At 68.9% G+C, this 19,954-nt stretch carries 20 protein-coding genes; 16 read left to right on the top strand and 4 right to left on the bottom strand.

Annotated features, from left to right (window positions below; genetic code table 11):
* Window positions 1-40 precede the first annotated feature (40 nt).
* Together infB and rbfA are read left to right on the top strand one after the other, a co-directional pair.
* Entirely contained in the window at window positions 41-2,977 is a 2,937-nt protein-coding gene (infB, locus tag AC4D14_RS16695) for a translation initiation factor IF-2 (RefSeq protein ID WP_490903790.1), read from the top strand.
* A gap of 108 nt (window positions 2,978-3,085) precedes the next feature.
* Window positions 3,086-3,526, top strand: a complete 441-nt coding sequence (rbfA, locus tag AC4D14_RS16690) for a 30S ribosome-binding factor RbfA (protein WP_490903789.1) — start codon at window positions 3,086-3,088, stop codon at window positions 3,524-3,526.
* 40 nt (window positions 3,527-3,566) lie between these two features.
* Here rbfA and AC4D14_RS16685 read toward each other — a convergent pair whose 3' ends face one another.
* Window positions 3,567-4,745 carry a pyridoxal phosphate-dependent aminotransferase gene (locus AC4D14_RS16685; RefSeq protein ID WP_490903788.1) on the bottom strand — a complete coding sequence of 393 codons (1,179 nt, stop codon included), beginning with the start codon at window positions 4,743-4,745 and terminating at the stop codon, window positions 3,567-3,569.
* Between the two features lie 57 nt (window positions 4,746-4,802).
* On the opposite strand from AC4D14_RS16685, the gene truB reads away from it, so the two are divergent.
* The 8 genes from truB (at window position 4,803) to AC4D14_RS16645 (ending at window position 12,982) form a co-directional block, all read left to right on the top strand.
* The gene (truB, locus tag AC4D14_RS16680; protein ID WP_490903787.1) at window positions 4,803-5,705 is read left to right on the top strand and encodes a tRNA pseudouridine(55) synthase TruB; all 903 of its coding nucleotides are present in this window, start codon (window positions 4,803-4,805) and stop codon (window positions 5,703-5,705) included.
* The gene (locus tag AC4D14_RS16675; protein ID WP_490903786.1) at window positions 5,705-6,073 is read left to right on the top strand and encodes a hypothetical protein; all 369 of its coding nucleotides are present in this window, start codon (window positions 5,705-5,707) and stop codon (window positions 6,071-6,073) included. Before truB ends, AC4D14_RS16675 begins: the two co-directional genes overlap by 1 nt.
* On the top strand, window positions 6,070-6,534 hold the full coding sequence (locus tag AC4D14_RS16670) for a hypothetical protein (RefSeq protein WP_490903785.1): 465 nt from the start codon (window positions 6,070-6,072) through the stop codon (window positions 6,532-6,534). Before AC4D14_RS16675 ends, AC4D14_RS16670 begins: the two co-directional genes overlap by 4 nt.
* A 154-nt stretch (window positions 6,535-6,688) precedes the next feature.
* Window positions 6,689-7,273 (top strand): DUF4345 domain-containing protein, encoded by a 585-nt coding sequence (locus AC4D14_RS16665; protein ID WP_490903784.1) that lies wholly within the window; start codon window positions 6,689-6,691, stop codon window positions 7,271-7,273.
* Between the two features lie 254 nt (window positions 7,274-7,527).
* Window positions 7,528-8,523 (top strand): bifunctional riboflavin kinase/FAD synthetase, encoded by a 996-nt coding sequence (locus AC4D14_RS16660; RefSeq protein ID WP_490903783.1) that lies wholly within the window; start codon window positions 7,528-7,530, stop codon window positions 8,521-8,523.
* Window positions 8,524-8,649: 126 nt separating this feature from the next.
* The gene (gene rpsO / locus AC4D14_RS16655; RefSeq protein WP_490903782.1) at window positions 8,650-8,919 is read left to right on the top strand and encodes a 30S ribosomal protein S15; all 270 of its coding nucleotides are present in this window, start codon (window positions 8,650-8,652) and stop codon (window positions 8,917-8,919) included.
* Between the two features lie 304 nt (window positions 8,920-9,223).
* A complete protein-coding gene (locus AC4D14_RS16650; protein WP_490903781.1) occupies window positions 9,224-11,482 on the top strand; it encodes a polyribonucleotide nucleotidyltransferase in 2,259 nt (752 codons plus the stop codon).
* A gap of 129 nt (window positions 11,483-11,611) precedes the next feature.
* On the top strand, window positions 11,612-12,982 hold the full coding sequence (locus tag AC4D14_RS16645) for a M16 family metallopeptidase (RefSeq protein ID WP_490903780.1): 1,371 nt from the start codon (window positions 11,612-11,614) through the stop codon (window positions 12,980-12,982).
* 21 nt (window positions 12,983-13,003) lie between these two features.
* Here AC4D14_RS16645 and AC4D14_RS16640 read toward each other — a convergent pair whose 3' ends face one another.
* Both AC4D14_RS16640 and moaA read right to left on the bottom strand, forming a co-directional pair.
* The gene (locus tag AC4D14_RS16640; protein ID WP_490903779.1) at window positions 13,004-13,273 is read right to left on the bottom strand and encodes a MoaD/ThiS family protein; all 270 of its coding nucleotides are present in this window, start codon (window positions 13,271-13,273) and stop codon (window positions 13,004-13,006) included.
* Window positions 13,274-14,344 (bottom strand): GTP 3',8-cyclase MoaA, encoded by a 1,071-nt coding sequence (gene moaA / locus AC4D14_RS16635; protein ID WP_490903778.1) that lies wholly within the window; start codon window positions 14,342-14,344, stop codon window positions 13,274-13,276.
* Between the two features lie 231 nt (window positions 14,345-14,575).
* On the opposite strand from moaA, the gene AC4D14_RS16630 reads away from it, so the two are divergent.
* From AC4D14_RS16630 to AC4D14_RS16605, 6 genes are all read left to right on the top strand, one after another.
* Window positions 14,576-15,874 (top strand): molybdopterin molybdotransferase MoeA, encoded by a 1,299-nt coding sequence (locus tag AC4D14_RS16630; RefSeq protein WP_490903777.1) that lies wholly within the window; start codon window positions 14,576-14,578, stop codon window positions 15,872-15,874.
* A gap of 70 nt (window positions 15,875-15,944) precedes the next feature.
* On the top strand, window positions 15,945-16,427 hold the full coding sequence (gene moaC, locus AC4D14_RS16625) for a cyclic pyranopterin monophosphate synthase MoaC (RefSeq protein WP_490903776.1): 483 nt from the start codon (window positions 15,945-15,947) through the stop codon (window positions 16,425-16,427).
* Window positions 16,424-16,909 carry a MogA/MoaB family molybdenum cofactor biosynthesis protein gene (locus AC4D14_RS16620; RefSeq protein ID WP_490903775.1) on the top strand — a complete coding sequence of 162 codons (486 nt, stop codon included), beginning with the start codon at window positions 16,424-16,426 and terminating at the stop codon, window positions 16,907-16,909. Before moaC ends, AC4D14_RS16620 begins: the two co-directional genes overlap by 4 nt.
* On the top strand, window positions 16,896-17,327 hold the full coding sequence (locus AC4D14_RS16615) for a molybdenum cofactor biosynthesis protein MoaE (RefSeq protein ID WP_490903774.1): 432 nt from the start codon (window positions 16,896-16,898) through the stop codon (window positions 17,325-17,327). The genes AC4D14_RS16620 and AC4D14_RS16615 overlap by 14 nt, the downstream gene beginning before the upstream one ends.
* A gap of 15 nt (window positions 17,328-17,342) precedes the next feature.
* Window positions 17,343-18,101, top strand: coding sequence for a 4-hydroxy-tetrahydrodipicolinate reductase (gene dapB / locus AC4D14_RS16610; protein ID WP_490903773.1), 759 nt, complete (start codon window positions 17,343-17,345; stop codon window positions 18,099-18,101).
* Window positions 18,102-18,118: 17 nt separating this feature from the next.
* Window positions 18,119-18,586, top strand: a complete 468-nt coding sequence (locus AC4D14_RS16605; protein WP_490903772.1) for a hypothetical protein — start codon at window positions 18,119-18,121, stop codon at window positions 18,584-18,586.
* Window positions 18,587-18,694: 108 nt separating this feature from the next.
* Here AC4D14_RS16605 and AC4D14_RS16600 read toward each other — a convergent pair whose 3' ends face one another.
* The gene (locus AC4D14_RS16600) at window positions 18,695-19,891 is read right to left on the bottom strand and encodes a heparan-alpha-glucosaminide N-acetyltransferase domain-containing protein (protein WP_490903771.1); all 1,197 of its coding nucleotides are present in this window, start codon (window positions 19,889-19,891) and stop codon (window positions 18,695-18,697) included.
* Between the last annotated feature and the right edge of the window lie 63 nt (window positions 19,892-19,954).

Genomic DNA, 19,954 nt, shown 5'->3' with positions numbered 1-19,954 from the left:
GGTTCGTACCTGACTCGGTGCGGACCGAGACAGGAGAAATGTGGCCAAGGTCCGCGTACACGAGCTCGCGAAAGAGCTCGGTATTACCTCAAAAGATGCAGTAGCAAAACTGCAGGAACTGGGCGAATTCGTCCGTTCAGCCTCTTCAACCATCGAGGCGCCCGTCGTGAAGAAACTTCGCGGCGCGTTCCCCTCCAACGGTGCTTCAAAGCCTGCAGCGGCCCCGGCCGCTCCCGCTGCTGCAGCACCGGCCGCGCCGCAAACGCCCGCGGCTGATGCCCCGGCAGCGCCAGCCGCCCCGGCATCGAACGGGAAGCCGTCCGCCCCGGCAGCTCCCACACCCGCAGCATCCGCATCAGCGCCGGCAGCGCCCGAGCAGACGGCTCCGGCAGCTCCCGCCGCCGCAGCCCCGACTTCTCCTTCGTTCTCCGATACGGCCGAGCCGCAGGCACCTGCCCGCGACAGCGCACCGTCGGTAAAGCCAGGTGCCCGTCCCGCTCCACGCCCGGCAGCGGCACCGCCGGCCGAAAGCACAACCCGGCCCGGTGGAGCACGCCCCGGGGGAGCACCGCGCCCCGGAAACAACCCCTTCGCTCCGTCGCAGGGCATGCGTTCAGGACGCCCCGACTCCGACCGCTCCGGCGACCGGACCGGAACCCCGCGTCCTGGAAACAACCCCTTCGCCCCGTCGCAGGGCATGCCCCGCCCGGGCCGCCGTGATGACGAGCGCGGACAGCGCCCGGCACCCGGTGCAGGCGGACCCCGTCCGGCAGCAGGAGCCGGTGGACCGCGTCCGGCAGCAGGAGCGGGCGGACCACGCCCCGGAGCACCACGCCCCGGAGCGCCCCGTCCCGCCGGCGCCGGCGGAAACCGGCCCACTCCAGGCATGATGCCGAACCGCACCGAACGCCCCGCAGCCCCAGGCCGCGGTGCACCCGGTGCCGGAGCAGGACCACGCCGCGGACCCGGTGGAGCACCGGCAAGCCCGGGTGGAGCTCCCGCCGGCGGCGGATTCGGCAAGGGCTCACGCGGACGCGGCGGCACAGCCGGTGCGTTCGGCAAGGGCGGCGCAGGCCGCGGCAAGCAGCGTAAGTCGAAGCGCGCGAAGCGGCAGGAACTGGAGCAGATGTCGGCTCCGTCGCTTGGCGGCGTCAGCGTGCCCCGCGGTGATGGAAACACCATCGTCCGCCTGCGCCGCGGGTCTTCGATCACCGATTTCGCCGACAAGATCGAGGCGAACCCGGCCGCGCTGGTGACGGTGCTGTTCCACCTCGGTGAGATGGCCACCGCCACCCAGTCACTCGACGAAGACACCTTCGCACTGCTTGGTGCTGAACTCGGGTACAAGATCCAGGTCGTTTCCCCCGAAGACGAAGAGCGCGAACTGCTCAGCAGCTTCGACATCGACTTCGACGCCGAGCTTTCGGCCGAAGGCGACGAGCAGCTTGAGGCCCGTCCTCCGGTTGTCACAGTCATGGGCCACGTCGACCACGGTAAGACCCGGCTCCTCGATGCCATCCGCAACACCAAGGTCGTCGAAGGCGAGCACGGCGGGATCACCCAGCACATCGGTGCCTACCAGATCCAGCACGAGCTCGAAGACTCCGAGCGGGCCATCACCTTCATCGACACACCCGGCCACGAGGCGTTCACCGCCATGCGTGCCCGTGGTGCGAGCGTCACCGACATCGCGGTGCTGGTTGTCGCAGCGGACGACGGCGTCATGCCGCAGACCGTTGAGGCGCTCAACCACGCACAGGCGGCGAACGTGCCGATCGTTGTGGCAGTGAACAAAATGGATAAGGAAGGCGCGAACCCTGACAAGGTCAAGGGACAGCTGACCGAATACGGACTGGTTCCCGAGGAGTACGGCGGCGACACCATGTTCGTCCACGTCTCGGCGCTCAAGGGCGACGGCATCGACGAGCTGCTCGAAGCGGTCCTGCTGACCGCCGACGCGGCACTCGACATGCGGGCCAACCCGAACAAGGACGCCCGCGGCATCGCCATCGAGGCAAACCTCGACAAGGGCCGCGGCGCTGTTGCGACAGTGCTCGTCCAGTCGGGAACCCTGCACGTCGGAGACACAATCGTTGCCGGAACTGCCCACGGACGCGTCCGTGCCATGTTCAACGAGAACGGCGACGTCGTCACCACCGCCGGGCCTTCGCGGCCGGTCCAGGTGCTCGGCCTCTCCAACGTCCCGAGGGCAGGCGACACGTTCTTCGTCACCGACGACGAGCGCACCGCCCGCCAGATCGCCGAGAAGCGGGAAACCGCCGACCGCAATGCCGCACTGGCCAAGCGCCGCAAGCGCATCAGCCTCGAGGACTTCGACCAGGCCGTGGCCGAGGGCAAGGTTGACACCCTCAACCTCATCCTCAAGGGCGACGTGTCCGGTGCCGTCGAAGCGCTTGAGGATTCGCTCCTCAAGATCGACGTCGGGGAGGGCGTGCAGCTGCGCGTCATCCACCGCGGCGTTGGTGCGATCACCCAGAACGACGTCAACCTGGCGACCGTGGACAACGCGATCATCATCGGGTTCAACGTCAAGCCCGCCGAGCGCGTTGGCGACCTCGCCGAGCGCGAGGGTGTCGACATGCGCTTCTACTCCGTCATCTACGCAGCAATCGATGACATCGAGCTCGCACTCAAGGGCATGCTCAAGCCGGAGTACGAAGAGGTCCAGCTGGGTTCGGCCGAGGTCCGCGAGGTGTTCCGTTCCTCGAAGTTCGGCAACATCGCCGGCTCGATCGTCCGCTCCGGGATCATCCGACGCAACTCCAAGGCGCGTGTCCGCCGCGACGGCAAGGTGATTGGCGAAGGACTGACCGTCGAATCGCTCAAGCGGTTCAAGGACGATGTCACCGAGGTCCGCACCGACTTCGAGTGCGGTATCGGCCTCGGCTCGTTCAACGACGTCAAGGAAGGCGACACCATCGAGACCTTCGAGATGCGGGAGAAGCCCCGCGTCTAGCAGGTTGAACAGCGCAGGCGCTCCGGGTTCCGGGGCGCCTGCGCTGTCCGCCGGCCGCTTCCGGCCGGCGTTTAGTTCAAGCAGTCCAGTCCAACAGGAGGAAGAGTAATGGCAGATCCGGCACGCGCTGCGCGGCTCGCACAGCGGATCAAGGTGATCGTCGCCGAGGCCCTCCGCCGGAGGGTCAAGGACCCGCGGCTCGAAGCAGTGACAATCACCGACGCACGCGTCACGAACGATCTCCAGCACGCCACCCTGTACTACACGGTGCTGGGCGACCCGGACGAGCAGCAGGAGACGCGGATGGCCCTCGAGTCGGCCCGGGGCGTGCTTCGCTCCGAGGTGGGCAAGAACATCACCGCCCGGCTCACGCCCACCCTCGAGTTCGTTCCCGACGAGATTCCGGTCAACGCGAGCCACCTCGAAGAGCTCCTCCAGAAGGCCCGCGAGCGGGACGCCGAAGTTGCGGCGATCGCCCAGGGCGCCGACTTCGCAGGCGACGCGGACCCTTACCGCACCTCCGAGGAAAACGACGAAGCAGCCCGCTAGCAGGGCGCAAAAGCAGACGCGAAAAGGCAGCTGAGGAAACTCAGCTGCCTTTTCTGTGCGGGAGCCTGCTGAGCCCCTCCACGATGTCGGAGGTCTCCGCGCACAAAGCGATGCGCACCCAGCCCTCGCCCATCGATCCGAACGCGGTGCCCGGAGCCAGCGCCACCGACTGTTCGGCGAGGAAGGTTGAGACCCAACGCCGCACGTTCCCGCCTGTTGCATGGGATACATCCGCCCACAGGTAGAACGCCCCTTCGGCGTCCAGGTAGGGGATGTTCCGGCTCCGCAGGACACCGGTTGCTGCGTCCCGGTTCCTCCGATACGCCGCGAGGCTTTCCGCCACGTAGTCCTGCGGCCCGGTCAGTGCGGCGAGCGCGGCGTACTGGGACGGGGCCGAGACGCATGAGACGCTTGCCTCCATCACGTTGTTCAGCACCGCCTCCAGCCCCGGCGGGACAACGAGCGCTCCGATGCGCAGCCCGGTCAGGCCGTACGTCTTCGACAGCGTCAGCGAGGTGACAACCCGGTGGCCGTCGACGCCGGGAAGGGCGTCGGGGCCGCCTACGTCGAAACGGGCAGGGCTCACGTGCGGCACGTCATAGGTGAACGCCTCGTAGCACTCATCGGAGATCACCCACAGGTTGTGCCTCGCGGCGAGCGCCACGAGGTCCCGGGTAAGCGTGGCGCTGAACACCGAGCCCAGGGGATTCGACGGCGAGTTGAGGATCAGCAGGCGCGTCCGCGGGGTAATGAGCGCCTCCAGGTCGGCCGGGCGCGGCTGGAAACCGTTCTCCGGCAGCAGCGGGTAGCCCACAGGGACCGCCGAAAGCAGGGCAGCGGTCATCGCGAAGGTCGGGTAGCCCGGGTTGGGCAGCAGCACCTCGTCGCCGGGGGCAAGCAGGGTGCTCATCGCAAGGTGGAGGCCCTGCTGGGCCCCGGAGGTCACATAGACGCGCGACGGGTCGACGTCCACCCCGTTGGAGGTCCGGAACCGGGACGCGAAGGCCTCGCGCAGCGGCGCGATCCCCGCATTGGGGGTGTAGTTCGTCTCGTCGCGGTCAAGGGCGGCCATCGACGCTTCGAGGATGTGCCGGGCGACCGGGAAACCGGGCTCGCCGATGCTGAGCACTATCGAATGCCCCTGCGCCCAGGCGGCCTGTGTGATTTCGCGGATCTGATTGACGGGCAGCCGCTGGACATGGGCGGCAGTGGGCATCATAGGGGAATGCTACAGCCCGTGCCCGGGGCCCATCCGCAGCACCCTATACTGGGAGGCGTGAATTCGGGGCAGGTCCACTCAGGGCTGATCATAGTGGACAAGCCGCAGGGCTGGACGAGCCATGACGTCGTGGGGCGCCTCCGGCGCCTCGCCGGCACCCGCAAGGTGGGCCATGCGGGCACCCTCGACCCCATGGCCACGGGTGTCCTCGTCCTGGGCATCAACCGCGCCACCCGGCTGCTCACCTACATCGTCGGAACCGACAAGACCTACACGGCAACCATCCGCCTGGGCCAGTCGACGATCACCGACGACGCCGAGGGGGAGATCACCGGAGGAAGCATCGCCGCGGCCGTCACCCGCGATGACATCCTCGCCGGGGTGGCCTCCCTGACGGGGGAGATCTCCCAGGTTCCCAGCAGCGTCAGCGCGATCAAGGTCAAGGGCCAGCGCTCCTACGCCCGGGTGCGCTCGGGCGAGGACGTCCAGCTCGAGCCCCGCACCGTGACCATCCGCAGGTTCGAGGTGCACGCCATCCGGCGGGTCAACGGCGGCAAGCAGCAGGATGTCGACGTCACAGTCGAGTGCAGCTCGGGAACCTACATTCGGGCCCTCGCCCGCGACCTCGGACTGGCCCTCGGCGTCGGCGGCCACCTGACCGCGCTGCGGCGCACCCGGGTCGGCCCCTACGGCATCGAACAGGCGGCAACCCTCGAGGAGCTCGCCGAGGACCTGCGCCTGCTGGAGCTCGACGACGCGGGGCGCGCGCTGTTCCCGGTCCGAGAGCTCCGCGCGGGCGAGGCCGAGGACATCTCCCACGGCCGGCGCATCGAGGCGGGCCCCGAAGAGGGCCCGGTTGCGGCGTTCGCACCCGACGGAACCCTCGTCGCGCTTCTCGAGAACCGGCCCAAGGACGCCCGCGCCCTGCTGGTCTTCGCTCCCGGCGGCGGTACCCCCTAGTGGATGGTTTCGTCATCGCCGCAGCGGTCCTCTGCCTTCTTTCGGCTCTGTTGTGCGTTGGGGCGGCGCTGGTGCGCCAGCCGCCCAACGACATCACCATCCTTTCCGTTGCCGCCGTCGAGGTGTTCCTGCTCGTCTACGCCGTCACCTCAGCCGTGCGGCAGGCCGGGGGCGAGCCGGTCCAGGGCGAGGCGTGGGAATTCTGGGGATACCTGTTCACCGCACTGTTCGTCCCCGTTGCGGCCTTCGCCTGGGCGATCCTTGAACGCAGCCGCTGGAGCAACTTCGTGCTTGCCGCCGTTGGCCCGACAATCTTTGTCATGATGGTCCGTATGGACCAGATTTGGGAGGGGGTGGCGGGCCTGTGAGCCGCGAAGCAAAGGGCGCCCGATCCGCCGACGCCCAGCAGAGCCCGCCGGGCACCGCGGCGGCGCAGCGCAATGCCGGGCCCGGCCGCCTGCTCGTGGCCGTCTATGGATTGTTCGCCCTCGCCGCTTCGGCGCGCGCGATCTTCCAGATCGCCACCAAGTTCTCCGAGGCCCCGCTTGCCTACCTGCTCACCGCCCTCGCGGCGGCCGTCTACATCCTGGCCACCGTCTCGCTGGCCCGCAGCGGGTCCCGCTGGTTCGCCATCTCCGTCGCCGCGGTGCTGACCGAGCTGGTGGGCGTGCTGACGGTCGGGGCGCTGAGCGCGCTGAACCCCGAGGCGTTCCCCAGCGACACCGTGTGGTCGGGCTTCGGCCAGGGCTACGGCTATGTGCCGCTTGTCCTGCCGATCCTGGGCCTGGTGTGGCTTTACCGCCACCGTCCGGCACGGCGCACGGCCTAGCAGATGCGGGCCGGGAAGGCCCTGCCGAATAGTCCTTCCGGGCCCGGGTGGCGCGTGAGAGTATGGCGAAAGAAGCACCCGCGGGCCGGCCGCTGATGGCGATACGACGGATCAGCGAGGCCACGGATGCCCAACGCATACCGACGGGAGCATGATGACCACCAATCCACAGGAGCCCCAGGGCAGGCCGTCACCCCAGGTGCCGAAAAGCGAGCCGGCCGTGGGCAGCGCGCGTTCCGCCGCGTCAAAGCCCTCCGGCTCCGCGGCCCCGGCCGGGAAACGGGACGCGTCCCCGGCCAAGTCGAAGGACGGGATCGGTGGAAGCGACTGGAGCGTGTTCCGCACTGTCGTCGTCATCGTCGGGCTCATACTTGCCGCGTTCGGGGCGTACTACCTCATCCGCGGAACGGCAGGCCTGCCGGACACCGAAACGGGCCCGGTCAACCCCACCCTCGAAAACCAGTTCCGGTTCTTCTCCGCGATGATGGTCGGCGTCGGGGCGGCGTTCGTCACCATCGCGGTGAAGTTCCAGTGGGCAAACATGCTCTGGCTTGTATGCCTCATGGTCTTCGCTGGCGGCATCGGCCGGGTGCTGTCCTGGGCATTCTCCGGGACCCCGCACTACCTGATGATCATCCTGATGGTCGTTGAGCTCGCCTTCCCGGCCGCGCTGCTCGTCTGGCACCGCTATATCGCCAAGACCAGCCAGATGCGTAAGGACTTCAGCGCCCGCAGCTGACTTCCGCACGGCCCGGAAGGCCGAACCGTCCGGGTTCCTCCGCCCTGCCGGGGGCCCATCGGGACCTGGGGCAATCCACTGCCTGCCGGAGGCACGCCAGGGCCCTTGAGGGAGAGAATCACTGACTTTCGCGAAGTGAACCAACGCCAAACCGGAAATAAACCGCCCCTGTATCGGCAATAATGGGGGAGGCGCTGCAGGGATCCGGATGCTCCGGCCCGCGCCGCGGAAAGCCGAAACGGCGAAGGAGATGCGTGTTCTACTGGAGAGACCTGGCCGACGTCCCGGAAGGGTTCGGCCCCTCTGTCATCACCCTCGGCAACTTCGACGGCGTTCACAGGGGCCACCAGCGCGTGCTCCAGCACCTCGTTGACGCGGCGCGCGAGCGGAACGCCGCCGCCGTCGTCGTCTCCTTTGAACCGCACCCGGCGCAGGTCCACCGACCCGAGAGCGCGCCGGCGCTGATCATGGGGCTTGAGGACCGCGTCCAGACCCTCGCCCGCACCGGCATCGACGGCCTCCTGATGATGCATTACACCCTCGACCTCGCGGCCGATACGCCAGAGGAATTCGTCGAGAAGGTCTTCGTCGAAACCCTCAAGGCGAAGGCCGTGGTGATCGGCCACGACGTCCGCTTCGGGCGCGGCAACAGCGGCGACCTCGACACCATGCACGCCCTCGGTGCGCGGCTCGGCTTTGAAGTGATCGCGATCGACGACTTCGGGGCGAGCGTGCCGCTGCCGACCGGGGACGGAATGACGGAACGCCGCTGCTCCTCAACGTGGGTCCGCGAATCCCTCGATGCGGGGGATGTCGAAACCGCTGCCCTGATTCTCGGCCGTCTCCACCACATCCGCGGCGAAGTGGTCCACGGGTCGGCGCGCGGGCGCGACCTGGGGTTCCCGACAGCGAACCTTGCCTCGAACGCCCAGGGCTATGTTCCCGCCGACGGCATCTATGCGGGCTGGCTGATCGACTCCTCGGGGACCCGGTGGCCGGCGGCGATCTCGGTCGGCTCAAACCCCACCTTCCGGGGCGTCGCCCGCACCGTTGAAGCCCACGTCATCGACCGCCCGCCCGAGCGTGTCCAGGACTTTGACCTTTACGGCCAGGAGGTCGCCGTCGAATTCACCGAGCGGCTGCGGGGCCAGGTCACCTACACCGGCCCCGAGTCCCTGATCGAGCAGATGCGGCTCGATGTGGGGCGCACCCGCGAGGTGCTTTCGACAGATCTGCAGGCCAGCGGCTAAACTTGTACCAAGATCCGGCTGCAGTCCGTGGTGGCTGGATTTTTGTGTGTCATTGATGGTGCCGCAGTTCGCTGGGGCCTTGCAGGCACTCTTCCTTTATTCACGGTACAACTCTAGGAGTTATTCGTGGCCCTTGACGCCGCTATCAAGCAGGAAATCATCAAAGAGTACGCAACTTCAGAGGGCGACACCGGTTCCCCCGAAGTGCAGATCGCGATGCTTTCCCGCCGCATTCTCGACCTGACCGAGCACCTGAAGATGCACAAGCACGACCACCACACGCGTCGCGGCCTGCTTCTCCTCGTCGGCCGCCGCCGTCGCCTGCTGGACTACCTGCGGGACACCGACATCACGCGCTACCGTACGCTCCTTGAGCGCCTCGGCCTGCGTCGATAGTTGAAACGGAAGGCGGCGCCATCTCCTGAGGAGAGGGAGCCGCCTTCCACTTTCGCCCGGCAGCCCGGGCGGCCCGGATGCGGGGAACCCGCGGCCGGGCATGAACGACAAATGCCATACAACAGGAGACAGACGGCACCGCGCATTCGCGGTCCTCGGTAGTGATTTACGGGATGACGGACCACGAAGGACGTCAGCCCCGTGGGTCTCGATCGAAGACCGGGTGCTGCACAGGCCGCCCACGAGGGGCCGCCTCGGATGGTGCCGACTGCCTCCGCAACACAGGAAACGGAGGTGACTCTCTATGGAGGGTCCCGAAATCGAATTTGCAGAAGCCGTCATCGACAACGGCCGCTTCGGCACGCGCACTGTCCGCTTTGAGACGGGAAGGCTCGCCCAGCAGGCGGCCGGCGCCGCCATGGTTTACATCGACGAAGACACAGCGCTTCTCTCGGCGACGACCGCCGGAAGCTCCCCCCGCGAGGGCTTCGACTTCTTCCCGCTGACGGTCGACGTCGAAGAGCGCATGTACGCCGCGGGACGCATCCCGGGCTCGTTCTTCCGCCGCGAAGGCCGCCCCTCGACCGAGGCCATCCTGGCCTGCCGCCTCATGGACCGCCCGCTGCGCCCGGCCTTCGTCAAGGGCCTGCGCAACGAGGTCCAGATCGTCGTCACGGTCCTGGCCATCAACCCGGACGTCCGGTACGACGTCGTCGCCATCAACGCCGCGTCGATGTCCACCCAGCTCTCCGGCCTTCCGTTCTCCGGCCCGATCGGCGGCGTACGCGTTGCCCTCGTGTCCGACGGCAGCGGCAGCGACCAGTGGATCGCCTTCCCGAAGCACTCCGAGCTCGAGAACTCGGTGTTCGACATGGTCGTCGCCGGCCGGGTCGTCGGTGACGACGTCGCCATCATGATGGTCGAGGCCGAGGCAACCGACAACTCCTGGAAGCTCATCAAGGAGAACGGGGCAACGGCGCCGACCGAAGAGGTCGTCGCCGAGGGCCTCGAAGCCGCAAAGCCGTTCATCCGCGCCCTGTGCGAGGCGCAGTCCGACCTCGCCTCGCGTTCGGCCAAGCCGACCGTCGAGTTCCCCGTCTTCCTCGATTACCAGGACGACGTCTACGCGGCAGTGGAGTCCGCAGCCGCGCAGAAGCTCGCCGAGGTCTTCCAGATCTCCGACAAGCAGGAACGCAACAACGCCTCGGACGCCCTGAAGAACGAGGTCCTCGGGTCCCTCGCCGGTTCCTTCGAGGGACGCGAAAAGGAACTCTCGGCAGCGTTCCGCTCGGTCACCAAGGCCGTCGTGCGCCAGCGCATCCTCAAGGACCAGGTCCGCATCGACGGACGCGGCCTCTCCGACATCCGCAAGCTCACCGCCGAGGTCGAGGTTCTGCCCCGCGTCCACGGTTCGGCGATCTTCGAGCGCGGCGAAACCCAGATCATGGGCGTCACCACGCTGAACATGCTGAAGCTGGAGCAGCAGCTCGACTCGCTGTCCCCGGTCACCCGCAAGCGGTACATGCACCACTACAACTTCCCGCCCTACTCCACCGGTGAGACCGGCCGCGTGGGCTCGCCCAAGCGCCGCGAAATCGGCCACGGCGCCCTCGCCGAGCGCGCCATCGCCCCGGTCCTGCCGACCCGCGAGGAATTCCCCTACGCGATCCGCCAGGTCTCCGAGGCACTCAGCTCCAACGGCTCAACCTCGATGGGTTCGGTCTGCGCCTCGACGCTGTCCCTGCTCAACGCCGGTGTGCCCCTCAAGGCTCCGGTTGCCGGCATCGCCATGGGCCTCGTCTCCGACGAAGTCGACGGCCAGACCCGCTACGCGGCACTGACCGACATCCTCGGCGCCGAAGACGCCTTCGGCGACATGGACTTCAAGGTCGCCGGAACCGCCGAGTTCGTCACCGCCATCCAGCTCGACACCAAGCTCGACGGCATCCCCGCCTCGGTGCTCGCTGCAGCGCTGAAGCAGGCCCGCGAAGCCCGCCTTCACATCCTCGGCGTTCTCGAAGCCGCGATCGACGCCCCGGACGAGCTCTCCGAGTTCGCGCCGCGCATCATCTCGGTCAAGATCCCCGTTGACAAGATCGGCGAGGTCATCGGCCCCAAGGGCAAGATGATCAACCAGATCCAGGAAGACACCGGCGCCGACATCTCCATCGAGGATGACGGAACCGTGCTGATCGGAGCCACCGACGGCGGCTCCGCCGAGGCTGCACGCGCGGCGATCAACGCGATCGCCAACCCGCAGGTCCCCGAGATCGGCGAGCGCTACCTGGGCACCGTCGTCAAGACGACAACCTTCGGTGCGTTCGTGTCGCTCACCCCGGGCAAGGACGGTCTGCTTCACATCTCCGAGCTGCGCAAGCTCTCCGGAGGAAAGCGCGTCGACAACGTCGACGACGTCGTCGCCGTGGGCCAGAAGGTCCAGGTCGAAATCACGAAGATCGACGACCGCGGAAAGCTCTCGCTCTCCCCGGTGGTCGCCGATGAGGAGCTCGAGGAAGCCGGCATCGAGCTTCCCGAGGTTCCCGCAGAGGACGCGGTCAGCTAACTGACCGCCCCTGAGGCCTCGACGGCTCCGCAGCGTACCCTCCGGTCCGCTGCGGAGCCGTTGGCCTTTCCCCCGCTCCACCCGTTCTTGCCCCGCATCCTCCCCGCAACATCTTTCTGAAGGACCCGAATGGCTCTGCCCACCGCTGTCTTCCTGCCGCTGATCCCCACGCCCGCCCCCGGGTCCGCAGGGGCCGACCCGACCTTCGTCGCGGGCGAACCGGGCGGCGCCGTCGTGCGCAGGTCGGTGCTCCCCGGCGGCGTCAGGGTGCTCACTGAGGCGATGCCCGGCCAGCGCTCGGCCACTATCGGGTTCTGGGTGGGCGTCGGCTCCAGGGACGAGGCCGAGGGCCAGCACGGCTCGACGCACTTCCTCGAGCACCTGCTCTTCAAGGGAACCAAGAAGCGCACCGCCCTGCAGATCGCCTCGGCGTTCGACGAGGTCGGTGGCGAGTCCAACGCCGCGACGGCGAAGGAAAACACCTGCTACTACGCCCGCGTGCTCGACACCGACCTGCCCATGGCCATCGACGTCATCGCCGACATGGTCACCTCCGCGGTCCTCGACCCTGAGGAACTCGAGCAGGAACGCGATGTGATCCTCGAAGAAATCGCAATGGACAGCGACGACCCGGCCGACGTCGCCCACGAGCAGTTCGTTGAGGCGGTGCTCGGCACCCATCCGCTGGGACGGCCCATCGGCGGAACGCCCGAGGCCATCCGCGAGGTGCCCCGCGAGTCGGTGCTCGAGCACTACCGCCGCTACTACCGGCCGTCGGAGCTCGTTGTGACGGCCGCCGGCGGCCTTGACCACGACGTCGTGTGCACGCTGGTCCAGGAAGCACTCGAACGCTCGGGATGGGACCTGGCCGAAGGCGCGCTTCCCGTTGACCGGCGCTCGGCGGAACCCGCCAAGATCACCGGCAAGTCCGGGGTCCACGTCATCCGCCGCGCCGTCGAACAGGCGAACATCCTCGTTGGATGCCCGTCCCTGGTGGCGAACGACGAGCGCCGGTTCGCGATGAGCGTGCTCAACGCCGTCCTTGGCGGCGGCATGTCCTCGCGCCTGTTCCAGGAGATCCGGGAGAAGCGCGGCCTCGTCTACTCCACCTACTCGTTCTCGGCGTCCTACGCCGACGCAGGGTACTTCGCCATGTATGCGGGCTGCTCCCCGGCCAAGACAGGGCAGGTCATCGCCCTGCTCGGGGATGAGCTTGACCGCCTCGCACGCGAAGGCATCACCGAGGAGGAGCTGCGCAAGGCCGTCGGACAGCTCTCCGGCGGGCTGGTGCTCGCCCTTGAGGACAGCAGCTCGCGGATGTCCCGGCTGGGCCGGTCGGAACTTGTCTCCGGAGAGTTCATCGACCTCGACGAGTCGCTCGCCCGGGTGGGCGCCGTCACCACCCAGGACGTCAAGGACCTCGCCGCCGAACTCGCGGCGGCACCCCGGACGACCATGGTCGTCGGCCCGTTCGACGGTCCCGAGGACTTCGCCCTCTAGGCCCGGCCGGCGGTGCCGGGGTCAGCCGCCGGCGAACGGCGGAAGCACGTCGAGGACGTCCTGCGGCCCCAGCACCCGCGTGCGGTCGCGCAGGGAGACCTCGTTGAGCAGGAAGCTGCTGCGGGAAAGCACCCGCGTCATCGGCGGTGCGCCGTTTGATGGGGGAGCCGGGTCGGGGTGCCGGGCGGCGATGGCCCGGAGCACCTCTTCGAAACTGGCGCCGTCGCACTCAAGATGTTCCTCGGCGGTGCCGGCAGCGGCCTGCGCGGCACCGAAGTAGCGGACCAGCATTCAGCCGCCGATCGCGCTCATGGTGCGGTCGGGCTGCACGAAGCCTTCGGCCCCGAGCCCCGTGGCGCCCATGCCGTGCGCCTTCGGCTTGGCCCACATCGCTTCCTGCCAGCGCCGCGCCACTGCCGCGTCGTCACTGTCCGAGCGCAGCAGCGCCCGCAGGTCGGTTTCCTCCCGTGAGAACAGGCAGCTCATCACCTTTCCTTCGGCGGTGATCCGCGTCCTGCGGCAGTCCGAGCAGAACGGCTCGGTGACGGAGGCGATGATTCCCACTGACCCGGCGACGACCTCGGGGGAGGACTTCCTGCGCACCTCCCACCGCTCGGCGGGCGCCCCGTCGCGGCTCGCGGGGTGCGGGGTCAGGAGGAAGGCCGGCTCAAGCAGCGAACGCATCTCCGCCGCCGTGACCATGGCCTCCCTGGTCCACCCGTGATCTGCGTCAAGGGGCATCTGTTCGATGAACCGCAGTTCGAACCCCCGGGACACGGCCCACTCCAGCAGCGCCGGCGCTTCGGCGTCGTTGATGCCGCGCATGAGCACCGCATTGATCTTCACCGGACCGAGCCCGGCGTCCGCGGCCGCTTCGATGCCGCGCAGCACCCGGTCCAGGAAAGGCCTGCGGGTGAGCTGCGCGAAGGTCTCGGCGTGAAGTGAGTCAAGCGAGATGTTGATCCGGGTCAGGCCGGCCGCCTTGAGCTGGGCCGCCTTGCGGTCTAGGCCCAGCCCGTTGGTCGTCAGGGAGATGGGGAGTTGGGGATGCTCGGCCCGGAGGTCCTCGATGATCTGCACCAGATCGGCCCTCACGAGCGGTTCCCCGCCGGTGAGCCGAAGCTCCCGGATGCCAAGCATTGTCACGCCGATCCGCACGAGCCGCACGATTTCGGCGCGGGAGAGCACCGCGTCCTTCTGCAGCCAGTCGAGGCCGCCGGCGGGCATGCAGTAGGTGCACCGGAGATTGCACTTGTCGGTCAGAGAGAGGCGCATGTCGGTGGCCCGTCTGCCGAACGTGTCGATGAGGCCGGCTCCTGCGCCCGACGGAGCCGGACCCGGCATTCCGAGGTTGGTTCCCATAGTGGAAGGTTACGCCCATTCCCCGCATTCGCCCGGCTTGACCGGCAATGAGATCGGAGGTATTTGAACATGTTGGCCGTACGGCACCGGGGTCACCCCCGATCAGCTCGCAGGCGAACATGCGAACCGCGGCCGGGTGGGCGCCTGACCGGGCGGTGCAGTCTAGGGTTGAGGCAGGCAGCCGGAACGGTGATATTGAAACGGTGTTGGGTTGGGTACGAAAGGCAGGCAATGAACCGTAGCGTGGCAGAGCACCAGCAGGCTGTTGCCCTGCTGCTCCGCGGGAGCAGCGGATATGACGGCGGCACCGATGCGGCGGAACGGCTGCCGCTGGCGGCGGCGCGCTCCCGCGTCCTCGCCGCCGACGTCGCCGCTCCGGTGAGTCTTCCGCCCTTCGACAACTCGCAGATGGACGGCTACGCGGTCCACTCCGCCGACCTCGCCGCGTCGCCGGCGGACCACCCGGAGGCCCGGCGGCTGCGCCTGAGGGTCGGTGCGCCCATCCCTGCAGGAACCGCGCCCCCGGCGCTCGAACCCGGCACCGCGGCCCCAATCATGACGGGGGCGATGATCCCCGCCGGTGCCGGCGCCGTCGTGCCGATCGAGCTCGCCGACCCGCCGCGGTTCCTCCGCCCCGACGGCAGGCCGGCAGCCGATCCCGTCACCGTCGGGCTGCCCGGCGGCACCGAGGCGGGCAGCTTCATCCGGCGCCGGGGCAGCGACATCGCCGCCGGCGGCCTCGCCCTCGCCGCAGGGACGCTGCTGGGCCCCGCCCAGCTGGGGCTTCTCGCCGCGTGCGGAATCCCCACCGTTCCCGTCCGCCCGCGCTTCACTGTGCTTCTTCTCTCAACGGGCGACGAGGTGACGTCACCCGGTGAACCCCTCGGCCCCGGGCGCATCTACGACGCCAACAGCACCCTGCTCGAGGCCGCGCTCCAGGAGGCCGGTGCCGCCGTCATCCGCCACCAGGTGGTCGGGGACGACCCGGTACGGCTGCGGGAGGCGCTGGCCGGACTCTCGGGCACGGGCGCCCACCTGATCCTCACCTCCGGTGGTATCAGCAAGGGTGCCTATGAGGTGGTCAAGCAGGCCCTCGGCGGTAGCGGGGTCACCTTTACCTCAGTGGCGCTCCAGCCGGGCGGGCCGCAGGCGCTGGGCACGGTGGGCGGCCTGCCCTTCCTCGGGTTCCCCGGGAACCCGGTCAGCGCCCTTGTCTCATTCGAGATGTTCCTTCGCCCGGCGCTGACCGCCCTCACCGGCGCCCCGTCACCGCGGGTCGAGCTCGAGGCGAGGCTCGCCGCCGCCGCCGACTCGCCCGAAACCAAGCACCAGGTGCGGCGCGGGCGGTACGCCGACGGCGTCGTGGAGCTGATCGGCGGACCCGGCTCGCACCTTGTCCACGCCCTTGCCGAATCCAACGCGCTCGTGCACCTGCCCGAAGGCACCGGTCGGGCCGCGGCAGGGGAGCGGGTGCGGATCTGGCTGATCGACGCGGTGCAGGCCCCCAACCCGCAGACCCCCAATCTGTAGATCCAATCCGCCCCCAACGCCCAGGCCCCTGACACCCAGGCCCCTGACACCCAACGAAGGACAGCGAACGATGAACCCCAGCGAACCGGCAGCACTGTCCCACGTCCGGGAGGACGGCAGCGCGCACATGGTCGACGTCACGGCCAAACCCGTCACCGCCCGGCAGGCGAGCGCACAGGCGATCCTCGAAACCACCCCCGAGGTCATCGCCCTGATCACCGACGGATCCCTGCCCAAGGGCGATGCCCTCGCCGTCGCCCGCGTCGCAGGAATCATGGCGGCCAAGCAGACCTCGACCCTGATCCCGCTGTGCCATCCGCTGCCGCTCAGCAAGGTAACGGTCGACTTCACGGCCTCCGAGCGCGCGGTGACGGTGACGGCCCTCGTCAAGACCACCGCTGTGACCGGGGTGGAGATGGAGGCCCTGACCGCCGCCTCGATCGGTGCACTGACCCTCTACGACATGATCAAGGCGGTCGATCACCACGCGGTGATCCGGGAGACGAAAGTGCTATCAAAATCCGGGGGAAAGAGCGGAGACTGGAGCGTATGAGCGCGCTGCGGAACGCGGCCGTCGTCATCGCCTCAACGCGAGCCGCCGCCGGCATCTACGAGGACGAGTGCGCCCCCGTCATCGCCACCTGGCTGGCGGAGCGGGGGTTCGCCATCTGCGACTCCGTCGTGGTGCCCGACGGCGACCCGGTGGGCACGGCAATCGGTGCCGCCCTCGAATCCCGGCCCGCAGTCCTGATCACCAGCGGGGGCACCGGGATCAGCCCCGACGACACCACCCCCGAACAGACCGCGCCGTACCTGACCCGCCAGCTGCCCGGCATCGCCGAGGCTATCCGTCGGGCCGGCGCCGAAAAGGTTCCAACAGCGGCGCTCAGCCGGGGGCTCGCCGGCACGGCCGGGAGCACCTTCATCCTCAACCTGCCGGGTTCCCCCGGGGGAGTGAGGGACGGCCTCGACGTGCTGGCTCCGCTGCTCGACCACATCTGCTCCCAGCTGGAAGGACACAATGACCACCGGTGAAGTACTCAACGCGGCCGTCAGCCCCACCCCGCTGCGGCCCGAAGACGCCCTGGCGGCCGTGGATTCCCCGCACTGCGGCGCCGTCGTTGGATTCAGCGGCGTCGTGCGGGATTCGGACGGCGGCCGGAACGTCACCTCGCTGAGCTACTCGGCGCACCCAAGCGCCGAACGCGTCCTGGCGGAGGTCGCGGCGGACATCGCGGCGAAGTACCCGCAGGTCCGCCTGTGGGTTGCCCACCGCGTCGGACCGCTCGAGATCGGGGACCAGGCGCTTGTTGCGGCAGTAGCCGCCGCCCACCGCGGCGAGGCGTTCGCCGCCTGCTCCGACCTCGTGGATGCGGTGAAGGAGCGCGTCCCGATCTGGAAGGAACAGTTCTTCGCCGACGGCACCGTTGAATGGGTCGGAGCGGGCGCCTGACATAGGCTGGAACCCATGACGCAGGAACTGCCGGTAGCCGTACTCGGCGCCACGGGCCGCATGGGCTCCGAAGCCGTGAAAGCCATCTCCGCCGCCGAGGGGATGCGCCTCGTCGCGGCCCTCGGCAGGGGAGACTCCCTCGACACCGTTGTCTCGGCGGGGGCCAGCATCGTCGTCGACCTGTCCATCCCCGAGGCGACCTTCGACAACACGGCCTTCGCGGTGGAGCACGGGCTCCACGCCGTCGTCGGGACGACGGGCTGGACCCCGGAGCGGCTCGACCGGCTCGCCGGGCTGCTCGAGCGGTCGCCGTCCACCGGTGTGCTGATCGCCCCGAACTTCGCTCTGGGCGCGGTGCTCGCCACCGCCTTCGCCGCGAGCGCCGCACGGTACTTCGAGTCAGTGGAGATCGTCGAACTCCACCACCCCGACAAGGTGGACGCGCCCTCCGGCACCGCCGTCCGCACCGCCCAGCTCATCAGCGCGGCGCGCGCGGCTGCGGGAGTCCCCCCGGCCCCCGATGCCACAACGAGCGCGATGCCCGGAGCCCGGGGAGCCGACGTCGACGGCGTGCCGGTCCATTCGGTGCGCCTGCGCGGGCTGACGGCCCACCAGGAGGTCCTGCTGGGCGGACCGGGGGAACAGCTCACCATCCGGCACGACTCCTTCGACCGGGGCTCGTTCATGCCCGGGATCCTCGTCGGCATCCGGAGCGTCGCAGACCACCCCGGGCTGACCGTCGGCCTCGAGGGCTACCTGAACCTTTCGGTTTGAGAGAAGGAACCGCACCAATGCTCAACGCACTCCGCGAACACCGCGTGAAGATCGGGGTCGTGCTTGTCACGCTGCTCCTTGCCCTGTGGCTGGTCGTGGCACTGCAGCGCGGGGTGCTCCTGCTGACCGACCCCGAACCGGTGGCGAAGGCGCTCGGCGTCGGCTACATCGCCCTCCCGTTCATCGGCGCGTGGGCGCTTCTGAGGGAGCTGCAGTTCGGGGCGCAGACCCAGCGCATGGCGAGGATCCTCGAGAAGGAGGGCGGCCTGCCGGTCGATGACCTTCCGCGCACCCCGGCCGGCCGCATCGTCCGCTCCGCCGCCGACGAGCGGTTCCCCGCTTTCCAGGCTGAGGCGGAAAACGCCCCCGATGACTGGCGCAGCTGGTTCCGGCTTTCGTGCGCGTACGACGCCGCCGGGGACAGGAAGCGGGCACGCAAGGCGATGCGCGACGCCGCCAAGCTGTTCCGCCCCACCGGCGGCTGACAGCCCCGGGTTCAACAGGGGAAGCCCGCTCAGGCGGTCAAGGTCAGGCACGTCCGGGCTTGCCCTTCGCCCAGCCGGGCTCCGGCGGCCGGGCTCAGGCGAACCGGCTCAGGCGGCCCGGCCGGGACGGGCTGAGGGATAGGGGCCGCTGCGGACGGCCTGTGATGCCCCGGAAGTGAGCAGCTCAAGCGGCCCGCGCGCGTTGATCCGGTGGAACAGCAGCCCAAGCGCCACGAACGCGGCGGCCTGGATCCAGAACACCAGGACCGGGTCGGGCCGCGGCGTCTGCAGATCCGTCCAGCTCATGATGCAGACATGCAGGGAATAGAGGGTGAGGGTCATCGCCCCAGCGGCCGACAAGGGCAGGAGCAGGAACGGACGCCGCCGGGTGAGCAGCAGGCACAGGCCCACCGCCGCCGCCGCCGTTCCGGAGGTTCCGACGAGGTCGAAGGTGCTCCCCGAGTGCGGAGCGTTGACGGCGAGCCACCACCAGGAACCGATCTGGTCCAGCCCGCCGAACCCGACCCGGAGCATCGACTCGAGAGGGTAACGGGCGCCCTCGGGGGTCCGCTGCAGCTCCGCCAGCCCGCCGCCGGGTCCCAGCAACTGCGCGCTTGCCGCAGCCGCCGCGACAGCCGCGGCCACACCGCCGATGATCAGACCCAGCTGCACCGGAAGCCGTGCCAGGTTCATCCTGCCGATGGCAAGGCCGATCAGCAGGTAGCTCAGCCACTGCAGCGCCGGATAGTACCCGGTGACAAGGACGTCGGCGATGAGTGTCCGTGGCTCGAGGAAGTGTTCCCACACGGGGTTGGCGCCGAGCGAGGGTGGGGCCACCGCGCCGTGGATCGATACGCGCAGCAGGTAGGCGGCGACTGGGGAGAGGAGGAGCCAGCCGGCCGCCCAGTAGGCGAGCGCGCGCATTCCGAGCCCGACGAACGGCAGGGCGAGCAGGAAAAGCACGCCGTAGTGGAAAAGGATGATGGCGATGTTCGTCTCGAGGCCGCCGAGGACGAGGCCCACAAGGGCGATGATGACGGCGCGCACGGCAATTCCGCGCCTGTCGCCTGACAGGACCGACCCGCGGTGCTGCGCCTTCCCTCCGGTCAGCAGGGCCAGGCCGATTCCCGCAACGACGGCGAACAGAGCCGAGGACCGGCCCGTGAAAAGCAGCCCCACCCAGGAGGGTTCGGCGGTCCCGGGAAGGTAAAGGGGGAAAACGTGGGTGCTCATCATGCCAAACAGGGCAACTCCGCGGGCCGCGTCGATACCGGTCAGCCGCCGTGAGGCCTTGGAAGACACCATGACTCGATCGTCTCACAGCCCCGGCACCGATTCTTGCCCGGAAGGCCCGTGGTCGGCAGCCGT

It is taken from the genome of Arthrobacter sp. TJ-254, from assembly GCF_058269175.1.
Note: the sequence above shows the minus strand (reverse complement) of the source record. Positions and strands in the feature narration are given on the sequence as shown.